General features: G+C 63.8%; 19 protein-coding genes. 10 read left to right on the top strand and 9 right to left on the bottom strand.

Annotation, left to right across the window (positions count from 1 at the left end; all coding sequences use genetic code 11):
• Positions 1 to 11: 11 nt before the first annotated feature.
• From GXH28_RS02175 to GXH28_RS02165, 3 genes are all read right to left on the bottom strand, one after another.
• Positions 12 to 1,697: a cytochrome b gene (locus tag GXH28_RS02175; RefSeq protein ID WP_169237366.1), complete on the bottom strand. Its 1,686-nt coding sequence runs from the start codon at positions 1,695 to 1,697 to the stop codon at positions 12 to 14.
• Positions 1,698 to 1,760: 63 nt separating this feature from the next.
• Positions 1,761 to 2,570, bottom strand: coding sequence for a QcrA and Rieske domain-containing protein (locus tag GXH28_RS02170; RefSeq protein WP_169237365.1), 810 nt, complete (start codon positions 2,568 to 2,570; stop codon positions 1,761 to 1,763).
• 215 nt (positions 2,571 to 2,785) lie between these two features.
• Positions 2,786 to 3,598: an undecaprenyl-diphosphate phosphatase gene (locus GXH28_RS02165; RefSeq protein ID WP_169237364.1), complete on the bottom strand. Its 813-nt coding sequence runs from the start codon at positions 3,596 to 3,598 to the stop codon at positions 2,786 to 2,788.
• Between the two features lie 56 nt (positions 3,599 to 3,654).
• On the opposite strand from GXH28_RS02165, the gene GXH28_RS02160 reads away from it, so the two are divergent.
• Both GXH28_RS02160 and holA read left to right on the top strand, forming a co-directional pair.
• Entirely contained in the window at positions 3,655 to 4,656 is a 1,002-nt protein-coding gene (locus GXH28_RS02160) for an SDR family oxidoreductase (RefSeq protein WP_169237363.1), read from the top strand.
• Positions 4,657 to 4,684: 28 nt separating this feature from the next.
• Positions 4,685 to 5,698 (top strand): DNA polymerase III subunit delta, encoded by a 1,014-nt coding sequence (holA, locus tag GXH28_RS02155; protein ID WP_169237362.1) that lies wholly within the window; start codon positions 4,685 to 4,687, stop codon positions 5,696 to 5,698.
• Positions 5,699 to 5,725: 27 nt separating this feature from the next.
• On the opposite strand, the gene GXH28_RS02150 is transcribed toward holA, so the two are convergent.
• Both GXH28_RS02150 and GXH28_RS02145 read right to left on the bottom strand, forming a co-directional pair.
• On the bottom strand, positions 5,726 to 6,070 hold the full coding sequence (locus tag GXH28_RS02150; RefSeq protein ID WP_169237361.1) for an SH3 domain-containing protein: 345 nt from the start codon (positions 6,068 to 6,070) through the stop codon (positions 5,726 to 5,728).
• 7 nt (positions 6,071 to 6,077) lie between these two features.
• The gene (locus GXH28_RS02145) at positions 6,078 to 7,199 is read right to left on the bottom strand and encodes a LacI family DNA-binding transcriptional regulator (RefSeq protein WP_169237360.1); all 1,122 of its coding nucleotides are present in this window, start codon (positions 7,197 to 7,199) and stop codon (positions 6,078 to 6,080) included.
• Positions 7,200 to 7,311: 112 nt separating this feature from the next.
• Here GXH28_RS02145 and GXH28_RS02140 point away from each other — a divergent pair, with 112 nt between their 5' ends.
• The gene (locus GXH28_RS02140) at positions 7,312 to 7,770 is read left to right on the top strand and encodes a DnaJ family domain-containing protein (RefSeq protein WP_169237359.1); all 459 of its coding nucleotides are present in this window, start codon (positions 7,312 to 7,314) and stop codon (positions 7,768 to 7,770) included.
• A gap of 36 nt (positions 7,771 to 7,806) precedes the next feature.
• Here GXH28_RS02140 and GXH28_RS02135 read toward each other — a convergent pair whose 3' ends face one another.
• Both GXH28_RS02135 and pheA read right to left on the bottom strand, forming a co-directional pair.
• Positions 7,807 to 8,127: a cyclic-di-AMP receptor gene (locus GXH28_RS02135; RefSeq protein ID WP_169237358.1), complete on the bottom strand. Its 321-nt coding sequence runs from the start codon at positions 8,125 to 8,127 to the stop codon at positions 7,807 to 7,809.
• Positions 8,128 to 8,187: 60 nt separating this feature from the next.
• Entirely contained in the window at positions 8,188 to 9,054 is an 867-nt protein-coding gene (pheA, locus tag GXH28_RS02130) for a prephenate dehydratase (RefSeq protein WP_169237357.1), read from the bottom strand.
• A gap of 147 nt (positions 9,055 to 9,201) precedes the next feature.
• Between pheA and GXH28_RS02125 the strand changes: the two genes are divergently transcribed.
• Positions 9,202 to 10,524: a PQQ-dependent sugar dehydrogenase gene (locus GXH28_RS02125; protein WP_240550117.1), complete on the top strand. Its 1,323-nt coding sequence runs from the start codon at positions 9,202 to 9,204 to the stop codon at positions 10,522 to 10,524.
• A 21-nt stretch (positions 10,525 to 10,545) separates the two neighbouring features.
• Here the strand turns inward: GXH28_RS02125 and GXH28_RS02120 are convergent, their stop codons facing one another.
• A complete protein-coding gene (locus GXH28_RS02120) occupies positions 10,546 to 11,583 on the bottom strand; it encodes a CPBP family intramembrane glutamic endopeptidase (protein ID WP_169237356.1) in 1,038 nt (345 codons plus the stop codon).
• A 93-nt stretch (positions 11,584 to 11,676) separates the two neighbouring features.
• On the opposite strand from GXH28_RS02120, the gene GXH28_RS02115 reads away from it, so the two are divergent.
• Genes GXH28_RS02115 through GXH28_RS02100 form a run of 4 tightly spaced genes read left to right on the top strand, consistent with a single transcriptional unit; the run spans position 11,677 to position 14,432 of the window.
• Positions 11,677 to 12,261 (top strand): hypothetical protein, encoded by a 585-nt coding sequence (locus GXH28_RS02115; protein ID WP_169237355.1) that lies wholly within the window; start codon positions 11,677 to 11,679, stop codon positions 12,259 to 12,261.
• A gap of 30 nt (positions 12,262 to 12,291) precedes the next feature.
• On the top strand, positions 12,292 to 12,993 hold the full coding sequence (locus GXH28_RS02110; RefSeq protein ID WP_169237354.1) for a lysoplasmalogenase: 702 nt from the start codon (positions 12,292 to 12,294) through the stop codon (positions 12,991 to 12,993).
• A gap of 11 nt (positions 12,994 to 13,004) precedes the next feature.
• Positions 13,005 to 13,424 carry a PPOX class F420-dependent oxidoreductase gene (locus GXH28_RS02105; RefSeq protein ID WP_169237353.1) on the top strand — a complete coding sequence of 140 codons (420 nt, stop codon included), beginning with the start codon at positions 13,005 to 13,007 and terminating at the stop codon, positions 13,422 to 13,424.
• Positions 13,425 to 13,466: 42 nt separating this feature from the next.
• Positions 13,467 to 14,432, top strand: coding sequence for an aromatic ring-hydroxylating dioxygenase subunit alpha (locus GXH28_RS02100; RefSeq protein ID WP_169237352.1), 966 nt, complete (start codon positions 13,467 to 13,469; stop codon positions 14,430 to 14,432).
• 32 nt (positions 14,433 to 14,464) lie between these two features.
• On the opposite strand, the gene GXH28_RS02095 is transcribed toward GXH28_RS02100, so the two are convergent.
• Positions 14,465 to 15,265: a R2-like ligand-binding oxidase gene (locus GXH28_RS02095; RefSeq protein WP_169237351.1), complete on the bottom strand. Its 801-nt coding sequence runs from the start codon at positions 15,263 to 15,265 to the stop codon at positions 14,465 to 14,467.
• 110 nt (positions 15,266 to 15,375) lie between these two features.
• Here GXH28_RS02095 and GXH28_RS02090 point away from each other — a divergent pair, with 110 nt between their 5' ends.
• Both GXH28_RS02090 and GXH28_RS02080 read left to right on the top strand, forming a co-directional pair.
• Positions 15,376 to 15,696 carry a hypothetical protein gene (locus GXH28_RS02090; protein ID WP_169237350.1) on the top strand — a complete coding sequence of 107 codons (321 nt, stop codon included), beginning with the start codon at positions 15,376 to 15,378 and terminating at the stop codon, positions 15,694 to 15,696.
• A 249-nt stretch (positions 15,697 to 15,945) separates the two neighbouring features.
• Positions 15,946 to 16,251: a hypothetical protein gene (locus tag GXH28_RS02080; RefSeq protein WP_169237348.1), complete on the top strand. Its 306-nt coding sequence runs from the start codon at positions 15,946 to 15,948 to the stop codon at positions 16,249 to 16,251.
• Positions 16,252 to 16,260 lie beyond the last annotated feature (9 nt).

The following is a 16,260-nucleotide window of genomic DNA, read 5'->3' as shown; positions in this document are numbered from 1 at the left end:
AAACGCCATCCTCAATCTGCATACCCTGAGCCGGCATGCAGGAAGGTGTACTTCTTGAATTGCGCCGGTGCGCCGTTCACGTCGGTGTAGTCAATGGTAATGATGATCTGTCGAAGGTTGGATTGGATCTGCTTCACCTCCAGTGACCCGCTGGCGTCGGCAGAGAGCATCTTGCCCAACGGATCAGGCCGGGCTTTGCGCGCCTCCATGTCGTTGTGGATGTCGCGGATGAGCCGATCCAGACCTGCCGAGCCGGTGTTGGGTTGGGCGTTGATGTCGAACTTACCGACCACATACGCCTCATAGGGCAACCGGCGCACGGGGCCAACGCCCTCATCAGGGATGAAGGCCTGTCCGACCTCTGAGGCAGGGTCGCCGCCCACGTAGCCGAAGCCGGTGATCGGCACACCGGTGGGAATGCCGGCCAGCGATAGGTAGATGATCGCAGCGGCGAAGAGCGCGCCGAAGGTGAGCATCACCTTCCGATCGCCGTAGCGGCGGCTCGGGTTTGGATCAATGTAGGGCAGGACGAACAGCAGGGCAAACATCAACGGGCCGACGATCACGCCCCAGAACACCTTCGGCGTCAGGCCGAAGACGTTGGCGAAGAAGCGATCCACCTCGCCGGCAATGCCGCTGGGCAGGAGCGGAATCATGTGCGGGATCTTGAGCAGACCCTGCAACCAGTAGAAATACCACGGCGCCACGGTGTGATTGGGCGTCACCAGCGGGTCGGCGTGATGCTCCAGCGGGGCGGAGTACCACGTCGCGCAGGAGATGGCCAGAATGGCAAACGCCACGCCGGCGTACATCAGTTCGTTGGTGAGGATGTCCGGCAAGAAGTTCACACGCTTCTCCGGAGGCACTTTGCGGGCAGTGTCTTCACCGATGGCTTCCATCTCCGGCGGCAGGCTGATGCCGAAGCGCACGACCTTGTAGTAGTGCACTGCGACGAAGATCACGCCGATCAGCGGGAACAGCACGACGTGGAAGAGGTAGAAGCGCAGCAAGCCGCCAGCGCCGATGTCAGGCGCGCCGCGAAGTAGCAGGTTGAGCTGTGGGCCAATGCCGGGCACAGCATCCGCCATGGAGGTGCCGATCGTCACGGCCCAGAACGCAAGCTGATCCCACGGCAGCAGGTAGCCGCTGAACGACAAGAACAGCGTGACGACGAGCAGCACCACGCCGGTGAACCAGGTGAACTGGCGCGGCTTCTTGTATGAACCGGTGACGAAGGTGCGCACCATGTGGAGCGTGACGATGATCACCATGGCCTCCGCGCCCAGGCGGTGAAGATCGCGCACGAACTTGCCGAACGGCACGTTAGTGAGGATGTCAAGCATGTTGCCGTAGGCATAGGTGGGCGATGGCGTGTAGAAGATCATCAGGAAGATGCCGGTGATGATCTCGAAGGTGAAGAACAGCGCCGAGAGCAGGCCTAGGCGGAAGGTGGGATACAGTGTAGTGACGGCTTCGTGATAGAACGTCGGGCGGATGTGGAACCAGAACCCCTCGGTGTGCGGCTTCACACGCGGGTTCGGTTTGGCCGGAGGATCGCCGCGCAAAACGCCGCGCACGTCGTTCCATGACAAACCTGCCGTGAAACGGGTGAACGCGTCATCCAGGCGCTGCGCCATCGTCGCCTTCAGGCCGGTGGCCTGAATCTGCTTGACCAGTTTCTGTCCAACAATGGCCATATCGGTTTTACCTCCTCGTTACTCTCATGAACACAACACGATACGATCTCAGTCCCTGCATTATTAAAAATGCGATTTGCCCAGGATTTTCTGTCCGGTGTTGACGACCACGGTGTCGGCGCCCGGCGGCATCGGGATGGGTTGACCATCCGTAGATGCGGCGATGACATTGCCGTTGGCGTCGAGCACCTCGAAGGTGAAACGATCCAGATCGCGCGGCGCAGGCCCGGCGATGTAAGTGCCGTCAAGCTTGAACTGCGAACCGTGACACGGGCAAGCGAAAATTTTCGCCGCGTCGCTCCATGGGAAGATGCAGCCGAGATGGGTGCAGATTTTATACAGCGCGTTAATGCCGGCGTCGGTGTGCACCAACCAGAACTTGCCGGCGTTGTTCGAGACCGGCGCTTGGTTGGGCTGCGGGAATTCATCGGCGCGCACGGTGATCTTGCCGCCGAATTCGCCGGCGCGAAAGCGCGGCATGGCAAAGAAGAATGTGATGCCGCCGAATTGCGCCAAGAAGAGCGCCATGGACGCGCCCCACACGTAGTTGAGGAACTCCCGCCGCGTCACGCCTTTCGGCGCAGCCGCCGGCGCTTCCGCTTCTTTCTCCTTCGGAGCGGCGGCCGGTTTTGGCGCTGCGCTTGCCGCTGCGGGCTTGGCCGCCGCCGCCGGCTTTGCACCCGCTGATGCCGTTGCCGACTTTGCGGCGCCTGCAGCCGGCTGCGCAGGATTGGGAGCCGCTGCTTTCGCCGTGCTCTCAACGGCAGGGGGCGCTTTGTCCGCAACCTTACCGGTCGCCTGTTCGGCTGCGGGCTGAGCGCCGCCAGTGGGTTGAGAAGCCGTTACTCCCTTAGGTTCCGTTGTCTCTGTCATGGACACTCCTTCAAAGTCGTCGTTTGCGCTGTGTGACCTAGCGACTCGCCAAGCGCTATGCTCGGGCGCTATCGCCTCACTTCGCGCAGATCCCTCGCCAGACTGCGCCCGCATGCGCCAGGGCGCTCTCGGACCGATGCGCAATATATCACGAGACGTTTGTCCCGTCAGTGACGTTTTGTCATAGGTGGGTATGACATTCGTCCAACACAACGTCACTCAAAGAAGCCAGCAGCGGCCAGTGCGAGCAACATCACGCCAACAGCGATACGATACCCGGCGAAGGGTTTCAGGTCGTGCCGGGCGACGTAGCTGAGAAGGAACCGGATGACGACAAGCGCGACGAGGAAAGCGGTGACCAGTCCGACGGCGAAGGCCGGCAGCTCGGTCGGTTGAATGGCGTCCAGGTTGCGCGCGAAGTCGAACACGGTGGCCGCCAGCATCGTGGGAATAGAAAGATAGAACGAAAAGCGCAGGGCCGTGGGCCGATCCATGCCGGCCAGCAAGCCGCCGATGAGGGTAGACGCCGACCGCGAGAAGCCCGGCCAAAGCGAGGCGACCTGCGCGAGGCCGACGGCCAGCGCTTGTCGCCAGTGCGCGTCCTCTATCTCGTGCGTCGTCGCCCGACGCGGTCGCCACTCCACGATCAACATGATGACGCCCCCGACCATCAGCGCTGACGCGACCGTGAGCGGATTGAACAAGTAGTCTTTGATGGAGCGGTGAAACAGCGCGCCGACGACCGCCGCCGGAATGAACGCGATCGCCACGTTGACCAGCGCGCGCCGCGCGCGCGGGTCGCGCGTCGCCCGCCGCAACAGATCGAGCAGGTCGCGCACGAAGTAAACGACGACGGCCAGGATGGCGCCGAGCTGGATGAAGATCTCGAACGTCGCAGCGATCGCTTCAGGGAACCCGATCAACGCGCCTGCGACGATGAGGTGGCCCGTGGAAGAGATGGGGAGGAATTCGGTGAGGCCCTCGACGATGCCCATGACGAGCGCTTTGAACAGCAGGGATAAATCCATGGGGACGAATCGTAACAGGTGCGCACGGCGCCGGTCTTGTAGACTTTTGCAGCGCTATGCTTGCACTCGTCACCGGTGCCACCGGCTTCATCGGCGCCAATCTCGTCGAAATGTTGACTGAGCGCGGCTGGACGGTGCGCGCGTTGCGCCGCCCGGCCTCTTCACTCAAAGCGTTGGCCGGCTTGCGCTACGAATCGGCCATCGGCGATGTGACCGAGCCGTCGTCGCTTGGCGCGGCGATGGCCGGCGTGGATGTCGTCTTCCACGTCGCGGCTGTCGCCGACTACTGGCGCAGCGACGTCGGCAGCATGATGCGGGTGAACGTGGACGGCACGCGCAATGTGCTCCAGGCGGCGCTGGACGCCGGCGCACGACGCGTCGTGTTCACCAGCAGTTGCGCCGCGCTCGGCCGGCCGCCGTTCGGCCAAATGCTCGATGAACGCGCGCAGTTCAACCTGCAGCCGCACGAGTTCCCCTATGGCTACAGCAAGCATCTGGCCGAGCAGGTGTGTCGCGAATTCGTCGGGCGCGGGTTGGACGTGGTCATCGTCAATCCGGCGGTGGTGTTCGGCCCGCGCGATGTGAACGTGATCAGCAGCAGCCTGATCGTCGAAGCGGCGCGGCGCACGATTCCGTTCGTCCCGCCCGGCGGTGTGAGCGTTGTGGACGTCGCCGACGTGTGCGCCGGGCACATCGCCGCCGCCGAGCGCGGAGCCACGGGCGAACGCTACATCCTGACCGGCGAGAATCTCACTTACCGACAACTGTTCGACATCGTGGCCGATGTCGTGGGTCGGCCGCGGCCCCGCCTGGTCTTGCCGCCCTGCGCTCTCAGAGCCGCCGCCTGGCTGGTTGATCTCTTGCATCGCCGACTGGGCCGGAAGCTGCCGGTCAGCAGCGAGCAGGTGCGCTTCGCCGTCGAGACATTCTGGTTCGACTCTAGCAAAGCGCGGCGCGAACTAGGACTCACGATGCGCCCCGTTGCCGAGACGGTCGCCCGCACGCATCGGTGGTACGTTGCGCACGGCTACCTGGCTGGCAACGCCGCAACACGCTAGGCTAACTCACGCGCCGACTCATTGCACCATGTGGTATCTCTTCCATGGCCCCAACACCTTGGCGCGGGATGAGGAAATCGCCCGCATGAAGGCGAAGTTGGGCGAGCCGGAGATGGCGTCGCTCAACACGACGGTGATCGAGCGCAGCGCGCTGTTGCGCGACCTGATCGCAGCTTGCGACGCGCTGCCCTTCCTCACCGACAAGCGCCTGGTCATCGCATACGGCTGGCTGACCGGCCCCGGCGCGTCGAAAGCCAAGGCGAAGCCGGGGGAAAGCGTCGGCCCGCTCCAGGCGCTGCTCGGCTATTTGCCGACCATGCCGGAAACCACGCGCCTGGTGTTTGCCGAGGACGTCACGCTGGATGACGCGCATCCGCTCGTCAAACTGGCTGCGGACAAAACCGGCGGCGTCGTCAAACGGTATGAGCTGCCCGCTGACCCTGTGCGGTGGATCATCGAGCGGGCGAGGGCGAAAGGTGGGGACATTTCCACTCAGGCGGCGCAGTTGCTCTCGCTCAAGATCAATCGCGGCAACGCCAACGACCGCGATCATTTTGAATCCGACAGCCGGGCCTATTTGCTCAAGCTGGACAACGAGCTGAACAAGCTGGTGAGCTACGCCTTGGGCCGGCGCATCGAAAGCCGAGATGTCGAGTTGTTAGTGCAGGACGAGGACGTGGCCGATATTTTCAAGTTCGTTGATGCAATGGGCGCGCGTGATGCCGAGGCCGCCTATCGCGCCATGCGGGGCTTGCTGGCGCGCGGCGAATCGCCGTTGGTTGTGCTTGCCCACATTGCCCGGCAAACGCGCTTGCTCATCCAGGCGAAGGAGAACGCCGATCTCAGCCCAGAGCAACTGGCGCGCGTGGTCGGCGTGCATCCGTTCGTGGCGAAGAAGGCATCTCAACAGGCCGGCCGCTTTTCGCTGAGCGAACTGGAGCAAGCGCACGCCGCGCTATTAGAAGCTGACTTCGCCATCAAGACCGGGCGCATGGACGATGTGACTGCGCTCGATATGCTCGTGGCAGCGCTGTGCACATAGGGGGGATTGATGACCGGCAGCCGGCGGCTAACAACTGGCGACCGGCGCCAGCTTGGCCAGCGGCACCCAGCCCGTTTCGCGCGCGCTATTGCGGCAAAGCGCCCAATCGCCCCGCACGTCGAGCGCTTCCACCACTTCGCCGGCGCATACGGTTAGCTCACGCGCATCATAGTCTTCGCGCGCCACAAAGCGGTAGTCCTCTTCCTCGAAGTAACTCTCGTGCACCCGGCCGCTGCGACCGCGCCGGTCGGTGCACCACCACCAGCCCGGATAGCGCGCGTCCGGCTGCTCAACCCGGATGGACTCGCCCCGCTCAAAACAAATCGTATTGTCGTGCGAGCGAACGTGATCGGCGACGACGCGATAGTGCATCCGGCTCTCACCTGGTGGCGCGGGCGCTGCTCTCGCGCACGACCAGCTCCACCGGCAGCATGACGTGGCGTGGCTTGGCCGCCCCCTCGGCGTGCAGCATCTGGATGAACATCTCGGCAGCCTGGCGGCCCTTTTCGCGCGTCGGCTGACGCACCGTGGTGAGCGCCGGCCGCAGCAGATGACTGGCCTCGATGTCGTCGAAACCCACAACCGACAGATCTTCCGGCACGCGCACGCCTGCGCAGTGCGCCGCTGCGATCACGCCGAATGCGATCACGTCGCTCAACGCGATGACAGCCGTGGGCTGCGGTCGCAGCTTCGTCAGAAGCTGAAAGGCGCGTTGGCCGCCTGCCACGTCACAGGAGCACTCGATGACGTGGATGCCAGGGGAGCACAGCAACATGCCGACTTCGGTCAGCGCCGCCTGATAGCCCGAGAAGCGATGCCGCAGCGTGCCGGTGTAGTCCTCGACGCGGCCGGTGAACGGCTCGAACGTGGCTATGGCGATGCGCCGGTGTCCCAGGTCGAGCACATGCTTCATGGCCAGATAAGCGCCGCGAGAATCATCCACCTGAACCGACGCGATGTCATCCGGCGCATCCGCGTCGAGCATGACGAATGGGATGCGGCGCATGCGCAATGCACGAACGACCTTATCCTCAGCGCTCAGGCCGGTGACGATGCAGCCGTCCACCAAAGCCGCATAGGTCGCCTCCACCAACGATCCACGCATGGGTGGTACGATCACCAGCGACATCCCTTCGACTTTGCACACCTCACCGATCCCGCTCATCAGCTCGGCGAAGAAGGGGTTGCTCAGCACCGTGGGGATATCCTGCGGCACGATCACGCCCAGCGCGTGGGTGCGGCGCGTGTTTAGGCTGCGGGCGACCGGATTGGGCGTATAGCCCAGCTCGCGGGCCACGTCGAGGATATGGCGCGTGGTCTCGGCCGACAACCGACCGGGCTTGTTGAAGGCGAATGAAACGGCCGTCTTCGATACGCCGGCGTGTCGGGCGATGTCGCCAATCGTGACTTTGTGGCTGTGGACAGACCGCCGGCGCGCGCGAGAGCCCGACCCATAAGCGCGATCGGGCAGCGCTTCGGCGGCTGGATTTCGTTCTGTCATTCAACCCTCACATTCGAAACCGTATGCTGGACTCGCACGGTGATAGCGCTGAGCGTTAAACAGTTTAACACCGCGGCCAGATTTGCGTGATACAAGGCTTTACAATGCGAGCATGAACTTCAGCCGATTGATCGAGCAGAAGTTAAAGGAGGCGCGCGAGGCGGGCCAGTTCGACAACCTGCCGCAAAAGGGACGACTCGATCTGAGCGAAGACGATGGCGTGCAAGAAGACGAGCGGCTGGCGATGCATCTGCTCAAGTCGAATGACGTCCTGCCGGCGTGGATCGAGGAGGACAAAGCGTTGCGCGAGAAGCTCGATGCAGCGCGCGGCGCGCTCCACCGGGCCTATGCTTGGCGGCGCCTTCGGCTGGCGCAGGCCACACAGGCAAGCGAGCGCAGCCGCATCGAGCGCGAATGGGAACGCGCGCGCGCAAAGTTTGAACGCGAAGTCGAAGAGATCAATCGCGACATCTTTCACTTCAACCTGCGTGCGCCATCATCGGCCGTGCACCGCTTGCCGCTGCGCCTGCGGGAAGAGTACGACCGGCTGGAACGGGCGGCGAACGATTGACGTTGGCCTAGCGCCGCCCATCGTGCTTCAACGCCGTCAAATCTGCTCGAACCGCTCGACATTGAGCACAAAGACCGTCGCGCCGCCGACCTCCACGTCAATGACCTGGGCGTTCAACGCGCCGGGCACCTCGCGCGGCAAGCTGATGTAGGACGTGCGACGCCGGGCCGTCTGTTTCAGGATGCGCAGCACATCGTCCACCTGTTCGTCGTTCACGCCGAGCAGCAAGGTGGCGTTCTCGCGGCGCAGCCATGCCCCCTGGGTGGCGATGCGCGTCACGCGATGGCCGGCCTCGATCAACGCCTGAGTGACTTTGGACGCGTCGTCGGCCTGCACCACCGCAAGAATCATCTTCATCTTGGTCACCTCCCTGATAAAAATCCGTGCGAGAAAGCCGGCTTCTCCGTCTCCGTTTGTTCATTCGGGCATTCTAGCCCGTGGGTAGCTACCCAACACGCGCAGCATGGTGGTGAGTTCGCGCAGATGATCGAGCGCGCGCCGGCAATGCGCCTCTTCGGCATGGCCGGCAAAGTCGAGATAGAAAAGATACTCCCAGGGCGACCCTTGCAGCGGGCGCGACTCGATCTTGGTCAGGTCAATATCGCGCAGCGCAAAGGCAGCCAGCGCGCGGAAGAGCGCGCCTGGCTGATTGCGCATGGCAAAGACGATGGAAGTCTTGAACTTGCGTTCGTCGGCAGCTTCGACCTGCGCAGCGAGCGGCAGGTCGGGGCTGCGCGAAATCACCACGAACCGCGTGTAATTGGTTGGATCATCCTCCACGCCTTCGCGCAAGATCGGCAGGCCGTAGAGCGCCTGCGCGCGTCGGCCGGCGATGGCGGCCGTATCGCGACGCTGCGATTCGGCCAGCATCTTCACGCTTCCGGCGGTGTCATATACCGGCTCACGCTCAGCGCCGGGGAGCAACGCCGATAACGTGCGTTCGCATTGCGCCAACGCTTGCCAGTGTGAGATGACGCGCTTGATATCGCTGAGCTGCTGGCCGGGTAACGCATAGAGATACCATCGGATGCGCACCACCACCTCGCCCACCAGATGTAGCGCGTGGCGGATAAACAGGTCGTAGTTGCGGTGCACGCTGCCGCCCAGCGAGTTCTCCACCGGCACCACGCCGTAGTCGCATGACGTCTGCGCCACCTGCTCGAAGACATCATCGAAGGATGGGCAGGGCACCGGCTGCGCGGATGCGCCGAAGAAATCGAAGATCGCTTGCTCGCTATAGGCACCCGGCTCGCCCTGATATGCGACGCGGGTCTCCGTTGTCATGCGCGCGTTTATATCACGGCACCTCACATCGGCTTCTCGTCCGCTTCTCATTTGCTCCCGCTATCATCTCGTCGGTCAGCCGTCCAAACAAGACGCGCGCCATGCTCGAGACGAGCTTTCAGGGCGCGCCGGCCAGGAAGGGATTCAATGGAAAAAAACGAGTTGAACAAACGACGGATTGGGACGTTGGCTGGGGCCGGCATGGGGATCGGCATCGCATTGCTGCTTCAGGCGTGCGGGGGCGCGAACGCTCCGGCTGCGGCGCCGGCGCCAACGGCAGTCGTCGTGACTGCGCCGGCCGCGATGCCGACGCCGGCTTCAACAGAAGCGCCGCCCGCCTCATCATCATCGAAGCCGGCAACCGTCGAACCATCGGCCGGTGTCGAGGTTCGCCAGAATGTGCAACCGGCGCTGCAGATGATCGCCGAGGGTCTGGACAAGCCAACCTATCTGACGCACGCTGGCGATGGCAGTGGAGCGCTCTACATTACCGAGCAGCCCGGTCGCGTGCGCGTTTGGCGCGATGGGCAATTGCTCCCCACGCCCTTCCTCGACCTGACCGATCGCGTCGGCAACCGCGGGAGCGAACAAGGGTTGCTCAGCATCGCCTTCAGCCCGGACTTTGAGCAGTCGCGCCGCTTCTTCGTCAATTACACCGACAACGGCGGCGATACGGTGATCTCCGGCTTCATCGCGAACGCCGATGGCCTCACCGCAGATCCGTCCAGCGAGTGGGTGGTGATGCGCATCGAGCAGCCCTACGCGAACCACAACGGCGGCCAGATTCAATTCGGCCCAGATGGCATGCTGTATATCGGCATGGGCGACGGCGGCGCCGCCGGCGACCCGCAGAACTTCGCGCAGAACATGCGCTCGTTGCTTGGCAAAATGCTGCGGATTGACGTGTCACGATCCTCGCCGGCGCAGCCGTATCGTGTGCCCGCCGATAATCCGAGTGTTGGCGATGGCGCACGCCCAGAAATCTGGGCATTCGGACTGCGCAACCCCTGGCGATTCAGCTTCGACCGCGCCACGGGCGACTTATTCATCGCCGACGTCGGCCAGAACGCCTTCGAGGAAATCAACTTCCAGCCCGCCGGCCAGGGCGGCCAGAATTACGGTTGGAAGTTTCGCGAGGGCTTGGCGCTCTATGCCGGCGACCCGGGAACGCTGGCGCTCACCGATCCGATCCATCAATACGCGCATCGTGAAGGCGGCTGCTCGGTGACCGGCGGATACGTCTATCGCGGCTCCGCCTTGCCGTCGCTGGTCGGCGCCTACATCTACGGCGACTTCTGCTCCGGCCGGATCTGGACGCTGCGGCCGAACGGCAACGGAGCGTGGCAGAACGACGTGCTCTTCAGCACGCCTTACAACATCAGCTCGTTCGGAGAGGACGAGGCCGGCGAACTCTACGTGCTGGATCACAACGGCGCGGTGTACAAGCTGGTGGGCGCGCCGTTGCCCTAGGCCCCACCTTGCCGACGCGCCCTACGTCGCCACCAGCACTGTGGTGAAGTTATAAAGGAAATGCACCAGGATGCACACCGTGAGCGAAGTGCGTTGGCGCAAGAGCCCCAGGACAACGCTCATCGCCAGCACCAACAGCGTAGCCGGCGTGATGCCATACTGGACGTGAAACGACGTGAACAATAGCGAGGTGAGCGGGATGCCCATGCGCGGTTGATACGCGCCGCGGAAGAAGGTCTCTTCGCCGATGGCTGCTGCAACGCCGATGGCCAACGCGCCGCTCAGGCCGGTGAAGTTGCCCATCAGCGCCTTCGACAGCCCGCCCACTTTCTCCAGGCTATCCGGATCGAACGACTGCCAGGCGCGTTCGGTGAGGATCGCCATGCCGAGCAGCGCAACCGTGAATCCGGCGGCAATGCCCAACTCTTGCAGCGTGAGCGGCGCCAAACCCAGGCGCGCGAGCGCTTCGGGCTGACTGCGCCGCGTGTAGAGCCCAACGCCCAGCAACCCGGCGACGACAAACGTGAGCAACGGGAACACCAACACGTCCAGATAAGACACGCCGCCCATTTGCTGTATTTGCTGAACGCCCTGCTCGGTGGCGGTCACGGCGAACAGCAGCGGCGCGAGTGCGACCATTTGGAAGAGGTTGATGCCGAGCGCCGTCGCCGTCAGCGAGAGCGCTGTCGCGTGCACCACGCTGTCCGCTTGCATCGGCAGGATGCGCGCCGCGAGCTGGCGCACTGGCAACAATAGGACGACCATCGCCAGCAACGCAGCAGCTATGAGGATCAGACCAGCGAGATCGAACCGGACGGCGCGCAGTTGCGACACTTCCACCCCGGGATATTGCTGTTGTATAGCATTCAGGAAGACCTCGCTGGATAGCAGCTCGGCGCCGGCCAGGCTGAACAACCCCGTGACGGCAGCCAGACCGTTCAGCAACAGCAGATAAAGATAGACGAACATGCGGACGCTGCGCTCCTTCTCTGCGACGTTGGCCAGGAAGATGGCAAACAAGAAAGGCAGCATTGCGAGCAGCGTAGCGATAGCGTTCATCACACGCATTATATGGATGTGCCAAGTCAAATCTTGGGTGGGCGAAGGCGCTGCTCTCGTCCACCGGGGACAAATTGTGCTAATCTAATCGCCATGGTGGATAAGCTCAGGTTGTATATCTCTGCTGCGCCGGAGTTGCGCTTCGAGCGCGACCTGCTGGCGCGCGCGGTTGCCGAGATCCCTACCTCGCTGGGCTGGACGATCACCCAGACGCCGGGCGCCGACCGCGAACCGAACCTCGACGCGGTGACGCGCGCCGATGTGCATCTGCTCATCCTGGGCAGCGACATCCAAGCCCCGGTGGGCCTGGAGTGGGCGACGGCGCGCCGCGCCGGCAACGTTGTCGCATTGTTCTATAAGTCGTCAGCGCTCCAGACGCAAGCCGCCCAGGCCTTCGTGCGCGAAGCGGCGAAGTTCGGTCGCTGGCAAGGGTTCAGCGACGCCTCTGAGTTGCGCTGGCGCGCGCGCCGGCTGCTGGTGGACCACATCCTCGCTCACAGCGCGCGCTACGAGATCAGCGCTGCCGAAGCCGAGACGTTGCGCGCATGGCGCAAGGCGTTAGCGAAGGACAACAAAGCGGTAGACGATGCGCGCGGCGGCGCCGAGCAGAGCGCCGTGATCCTCACGACCGAGCGCTTCACACCGAGCGAGGGCAGGCTGCTGCGCACGGAAGCATAGCCGGAGCGGCGCGTGATAGACTCATCGCGCATGATCCTGCCGCTACTGCTCGTCCCTTTGCCGATCATCACCGTCTTTCTGTTGCTTCGCGCAGAGACGCAGACGCCGCGCAACAAGCGGCAGGTCAAGCTCTGGAAGCTGCTGTCCACGGCATTGGTGATCCTCATCGCGGCGCTGTCGTTCACCCAGCCGATGCACGTGCCGCTGTACTCGGCGCTGATCCTCGCCGGCTTGGCGCTCTCATTAGCCGGCGATTGGCTGCTGATTGACGCGGACGAGCGCCCCGGCCTGTTCGTCTCCGGCTTGGCGGCCTTTTTGTTCGCGCACATCGCCTATATCGCCGCCTTCGCCTACGCGCAGATCGCGCGCAGCACGCCGTTCGACTTGAACCGCGCTGTGCTGGCCGCGGGCGTGCTGGCCCTCATCGGCATGGTGCTGTATTTCTACCTGCGTCCGTCGCTGGGCAACCTGCGGCAGCCGGTGCTGCTTTACATGACGGTGATCTCGCTGATGGTGCACCAGGCTTTCTCCGGCGTGCAAATCGGCGGGGGCCTGCTGGCGCAGCCATCGTTGGCGATGGGCGGCGCGCTGCTCTTCTACATGTCCGACTTCATGCTCGCCATCAACAAGTTCGTCTTCGACGGCGAAGGCGAGCGCAACAGCATCTGGGTACTCTCCACCTATTACTGCGCGCAACTGTTCATCGCGCTGTCGGCGTCGTTCGTCAGGTAGATAGTCAGAACATGACCCAGGCAGACCCCTTACAGTCATTCGAGGGCCAACGCTTCCTGGCCCTGGAGACCTTCCGCAAAAACGGCGTTGCAGTGCGCACGCCGGTGGGCTTTGTGCGCGATGGCGATGTGCTGCTGATCCGCACCGAGGCCGACTCCGGCAAGGTCAAGCGCATCCGCAACAGCGATCGCGTGCGCATCGCGCCCAGCACCGGCCGCGGCGACCCGCTGGGCGACTGGGTGGAGGCGCGCGCGCAGATCCTCGACGACCCGGCAGCAAGCGAGGCGGCCCGGCAGAAGATCGCCGCCAAATACGGCTTGATCTGGCGGCTGATCGAGGGGCAGGTAGCCATCCGCAACCGGTTGAGCCGTCGGAAGCGCCCCGGCTGGGTCAGCATTCGCCTCACCCCGATCGCGCTGCGGCAGGAGTGACTTCGCTGCCGGCCGCCATTACAATCTGGTGCGCGAAAAGCCATGATTCCAGACCCTGTGCTCCTCAACGATTGGCATCCGGTCGCGTCGTTACAACAGCTTGACGCGCAGCCAGTGCTGGGCGTGCGCCTGCTCGGTGAAGACCTGGTGGTGTGGCGCAGCGGTGACGCCGTGATGGTCTGGCAGGACTTGTGCATCCATCGCGGCACGCGCCTCTCGCTTGGCGAGATCGTCGGCGAAACGCTGGCTTGCCCCTACCACGGCTGGCGCTACGGCCTGGATGGCCGCTGCGTGCACATCCCGGCGCATCCCGGCCAGAAACCGCCCGACAAGGCTCGCGCCAAGACCTATCGCGCCCAGGTAAAGTATGGGTTGGTATGGGCCTCGCTCGGCGCGCCGCAGCACGACGTGCCGCCCTTCGCCGAGTGGGATGACCCATCGTATCGCAAAGTGCTGTGCGGGCCGTATCGCGTCAAGGCCAGCGGCCCGCGCGTGATCGAGAACTTCCTCGACGTCGGCCACTTCCCGTTCGTCCACGAAGGCATCTTAGGCGACCGGGCCTATCCGGAGATCATGGACTACGAGGCCGAGATCACCGACGAGGGCGTGATCGCGCGCAACGTGCGCGTGTATCAACCGGATCCCTACGGCACCGGCGTCGGCGACTACGTGACCTACGTGTATCGCGCGCTGCGGCCGCTGACGGCCTATCTGCTCAAGCAATCTGCCCAGCGCTTGGCGATTCAGCTCATGGTCACGCCGCACGACCTGGTGGACAGCACGGCGTGGATGTGGATGGCGATGAACTACGGGCACGAGACGCCGGTCGAGGCGTTCGTGGCGTTCCAGGATCGCATCTTCGGCCAGGACGCGCCGATCGTGCAGTCGCAGCGGCCGGAGCTGTTGCCGCTGGACCTGCAGGCCGAGCTACATCTGAAGAGCGACCGCACCGCGATCGCCTACCGCAAGTGGCTGAACCAACTCGGCCTAACGATTGGCGCGGCATGAGCTAACCCCCCCATCCTTGCTGCGCTGCGCCTCTACCGGTCGCGCTCCAACACGCTCAGGCGGTGGTCAAATTGCTCGCCGGCGTAGGCGATGAACTCGGCCGGGTTGAGGCCGAAGGGAATGTCGTCGCCGTAAGGCGCGAAGGTCTCGCTGACGATTTCTAGCGCCAACGGCAGCAGCGCATTCAGCCGGGCCATCAGCACGTCCCACAGCGCCGGCTCGCCCCGCAGCAAACGTCCCAACGCATATAGGCCGTAGGCGATGTGTCGCGCTTCGTCGCGCTGCACCAGCGCCACCCCACGCACCGTGCCGGGCATCAGGCCGTGATCGCGCAAGGCGCGCGCGAAGCCGTGGTAGCCGGTCTCGGCCAGCACGCCCTCGATGATGATGTGGTATGTCGCGATCGCCTCGACCTGGGCGCGGGGCGAGTCATCGTGCAACAGCCGGCTCAACGCTGCCGGCAGTTCGACCTCGAAGAGCTGGCGATACGGCGCAGAGCAAGAGGGCGCCTGCAGCGCGCCCATCGCATTCCACCATCGGTCGAACCACTCGACGTGCTTACTCTCCTCGAACAATTGCGTGGTGAGGAACATCTCCTCCTCGAGCAGGCCGCCTTGCCGGCGGATGGCTGCCAGCAGTGGGGTCAGGTCGTGCGTCACGGCGACCTCGCCGCCGAGGAACTGCGCCGAGAGCCGCGTGATGATGTCGCGTTCGCGTTCGCTCATGCGCTGCCAGTCGCGCGCGTCCTGCGCGAGGTCAATATCGCGCGGATCCCAGACGAGTTGTTTGGCCTTGTGATAGAGGGAGAGCGGGAACAGGGTTTCGTCGAGCATCGCTTTTCGAGCAAAGGATTCGCCGGCGCTGAAGCCGGGCGTGCCAAGAATATAACCGAAAGCAGCACCTTGCAGTCAGCGAGGCTAGCTCGACCGGTACGATCTTGTTCATGGCGCCAGTGCAGACGCCTCGTCCGCCACGGCAACTCTCGCCTTTCGCGCGTGCGTGCCTCGATGCGCTCGCCAGGTCAGATGTAGGGCGATGCATCTCGCTCGGCGGCGCGTTTGGGTTGGCGCACTATCACGAGTACCGCGCGACGCGCGCTCTCGATGCCTGGTGGACAAATGAAGCAACGCGCGAAGATAAACAGCGCGTCATCGCTGTCATTGAGACAGCCCTGGCAGAGTTTGGCCCGACGCGCAAGCGCGCTTGGGGTGACGTAGTCAGCATCGAACTGCAGCAGGAAGGCCGCACTGTATTCAGCTTTTAGGTTGCGGAGCGATCGGCTCTATTGCGTCACGAGATCGCCGGCGTGTGTGCCAAGCACAGCATACCGATCCCGCCACGTGTTGGCGCTTGTGGCAAGAACGTCAGCGCGCCGCTAGCGAAGATGACGACCTCGAACGTGCCAAACTTGCCGTCCGGACCAATCTTGCCCGCATCGAGGCAGCGCGCCCGCTCGATGCCGTGGATGAGCGCAGCGCTGCGCTCCGCGCCTGGTTCAAGCAGGAGTTTTTGGATGGAATGGATTGACGGCGCACTCTATCCCGACCTAGACGAGCCGCCGGCGCAACTGAAGACCCCCGAGGAGCGCGCGGACTTCATCGCTCGGCTGTGCGGCGCATGGGACTTCGGCATCCTGCCGCTTCCCGAAACGATCGCCGAGGTACGCAGAGCGGAATGGCGCGAGGCCGTAGACCGTTGCCGGCTGCTCACTTCACACACGTATCATCTCCTCCGCCACTGGCACGGCCTCGCGCCACTGCCCTATCTCGGCTTCGTGCCGGCCTTCGTGCGGGACGATCCGTGTTTGTCGCGGGTGTGATGCCGGCGC

The organism is Candidatus Roseilinea sp. NK_OTU-006, assembly GCF_012931985.1.
In the GTDB taxonomy this organism is placed as follows: Bacteria; Chloroflexota; Anaerolineae; order J036; family Brachytrichaceae; genus JAAFGM01.
Note: the sequence above shows the minus strand (reverse complement) of the source record. Positions and strands in the feature narration are given on the sequence as shown.

What these genes read in the sequence shown, in the direction of transcription:
- holA (WP_169237362.1), top strand. Translation starts at nt 4,685, where the DNA reads ATGTGGTATCTCTTCCATGGCCCCAACACCTTGGCGCGGGATGAGGAA.
- GXH28_RS02090 (WP_169237350.1), top strand. Translation starts at nt 15,376, where the DNA reads ATGGCGCCAGTGCAGACGCCTCGTCCGCCACGGCAACTCTCGCCTTTC.
- GXH28_RS02175 (WP_169237366.1), bottom strand. Translation starts at nt 1,697, where the DNA reads ATGGCCATTGTTGGACAGAAACTGGTCAAGCAGATTCAGGCCACCGGC.
- pheA (WP_169237357.1), bottom strand. Translation starts at nt 9,054, where the DNA reads ATGACAACGGAGACCCGCGTCGCATATCAGGGCGAGCCGGGTGCCTAT.
- GXH28_RS02125 (WP_240550117.1), top strand. Translation starts at nt 9,202, where the DNA reads ATGGAAAAAAACGAGTTGAACAAACGACGGATTGGGACGTTGGCTGGG.
- GXH28_RS02115 (WP_169237355.1), top strand. Translation starts at nt 11,677, where the DNA reads ATGGTGGATAAGCTCAGGTTGTATATCTCTGCTGCGCCGGAGTTGCGC.
- GXH28_RS02165 (WP_169237364.1), bottom strand. Translation starts at nt 3,598, where the DNA reads ATGGATTTATCCCTGCTGTTCAAAGCGCTCGTCATGGGCATCGTCGAG.
- GXH28_RS02150 (WP_169237361.1), bottom strand. Translation starts at nt 6,070, where the DNA reads ATGCACTATCGCGTCGTCGCCGATCACGTTCGCTCGCACGACAATACG.
- GXH28_RS02080 (WP_169237348.1), top strand. Translation starts at nt 15,946, where the DNA reads ATGGAATGGATTGACGGCGCACTCTATCCCGACCTAGACGAGCCGCCG.
- GXH28_RS02105 (WP_169237353.1), top strand. Translation starts at nt 13,005, where the DNA reads ATGACCCAGGCAGACCCCTTACAGTCATTCGAGGGCCAACGCTTCCTG.
- GXH28_RS02145 (WP_169237360.1), bottom strand. Translation starts at nt 7,199, where the DNA reads ATGACAGAACGAAATCCAGCCGCCGAAGCGCTGCCCGATCGCGCTTAT.
- GXH28_RS02100 (WP_169237352.1), top strand. Translation starts at nt 13,467, where the DNA reads ATGATTCCAGACCCTGTGCTCCTCAACGATTGGCATCCGGTCGCGTCG.
- GXH28_RS02135 (WP_169237358.1), bottom strand. Translation starts at nt 8,127, where the DNA reads ATGAAGATGATTCTTGCGGTGGTGCAGGCCGACGACGCGTCCAAAGTC.
- GXH28_RS02140 (WP_169237359.1), top strand. Translation starts at nt 7,312, where the DNA reads ATGAACTTCAGCCGATTGATCGAGCAGAAGTTAAAGGAGGCGCGCGAG.
- GXH28_RS02110 (WP_169237354.1), top strand. Translation starts at nt 12,292, where the DNA reads ATGATCCTGCCGCTACTGCTCGTCCCTTTGCCGATCATCACCGTCTTT.
- GXH28_RS02120 (WP_169237356.1), bottom strand. Translation starts at nt 11,583, where the DNA reads ATGAACGCTATCGCTACGCTGCTCGCAATGCTGCCTTTCTTGTTTGCC.
- GXH28_RS02170 (WP_169237365.1), bottom strand. Translation starts at nt 2,570, where the DNA reads ATGACAGAGACAACGGAACCTAAGGGAGTAACGGCTTCTCAACCCACT.
- GXH28_RS02160 (WP_169237363.1), top strand. Translation starts at nt 3,655, where the DNA reads ATGCTTGCACTCGTCACCGGTGCCACCGGCTTCATCGGCGCCAATCTC.
- GXH28_RS02095 (WP_169237351.1), bottom strand. Translation starts at nt 15,265, where the DNA reads ATGCTCGACGAAACCCTGTTCCCGCTCTCCCTCTATCACAAGGCCAAA.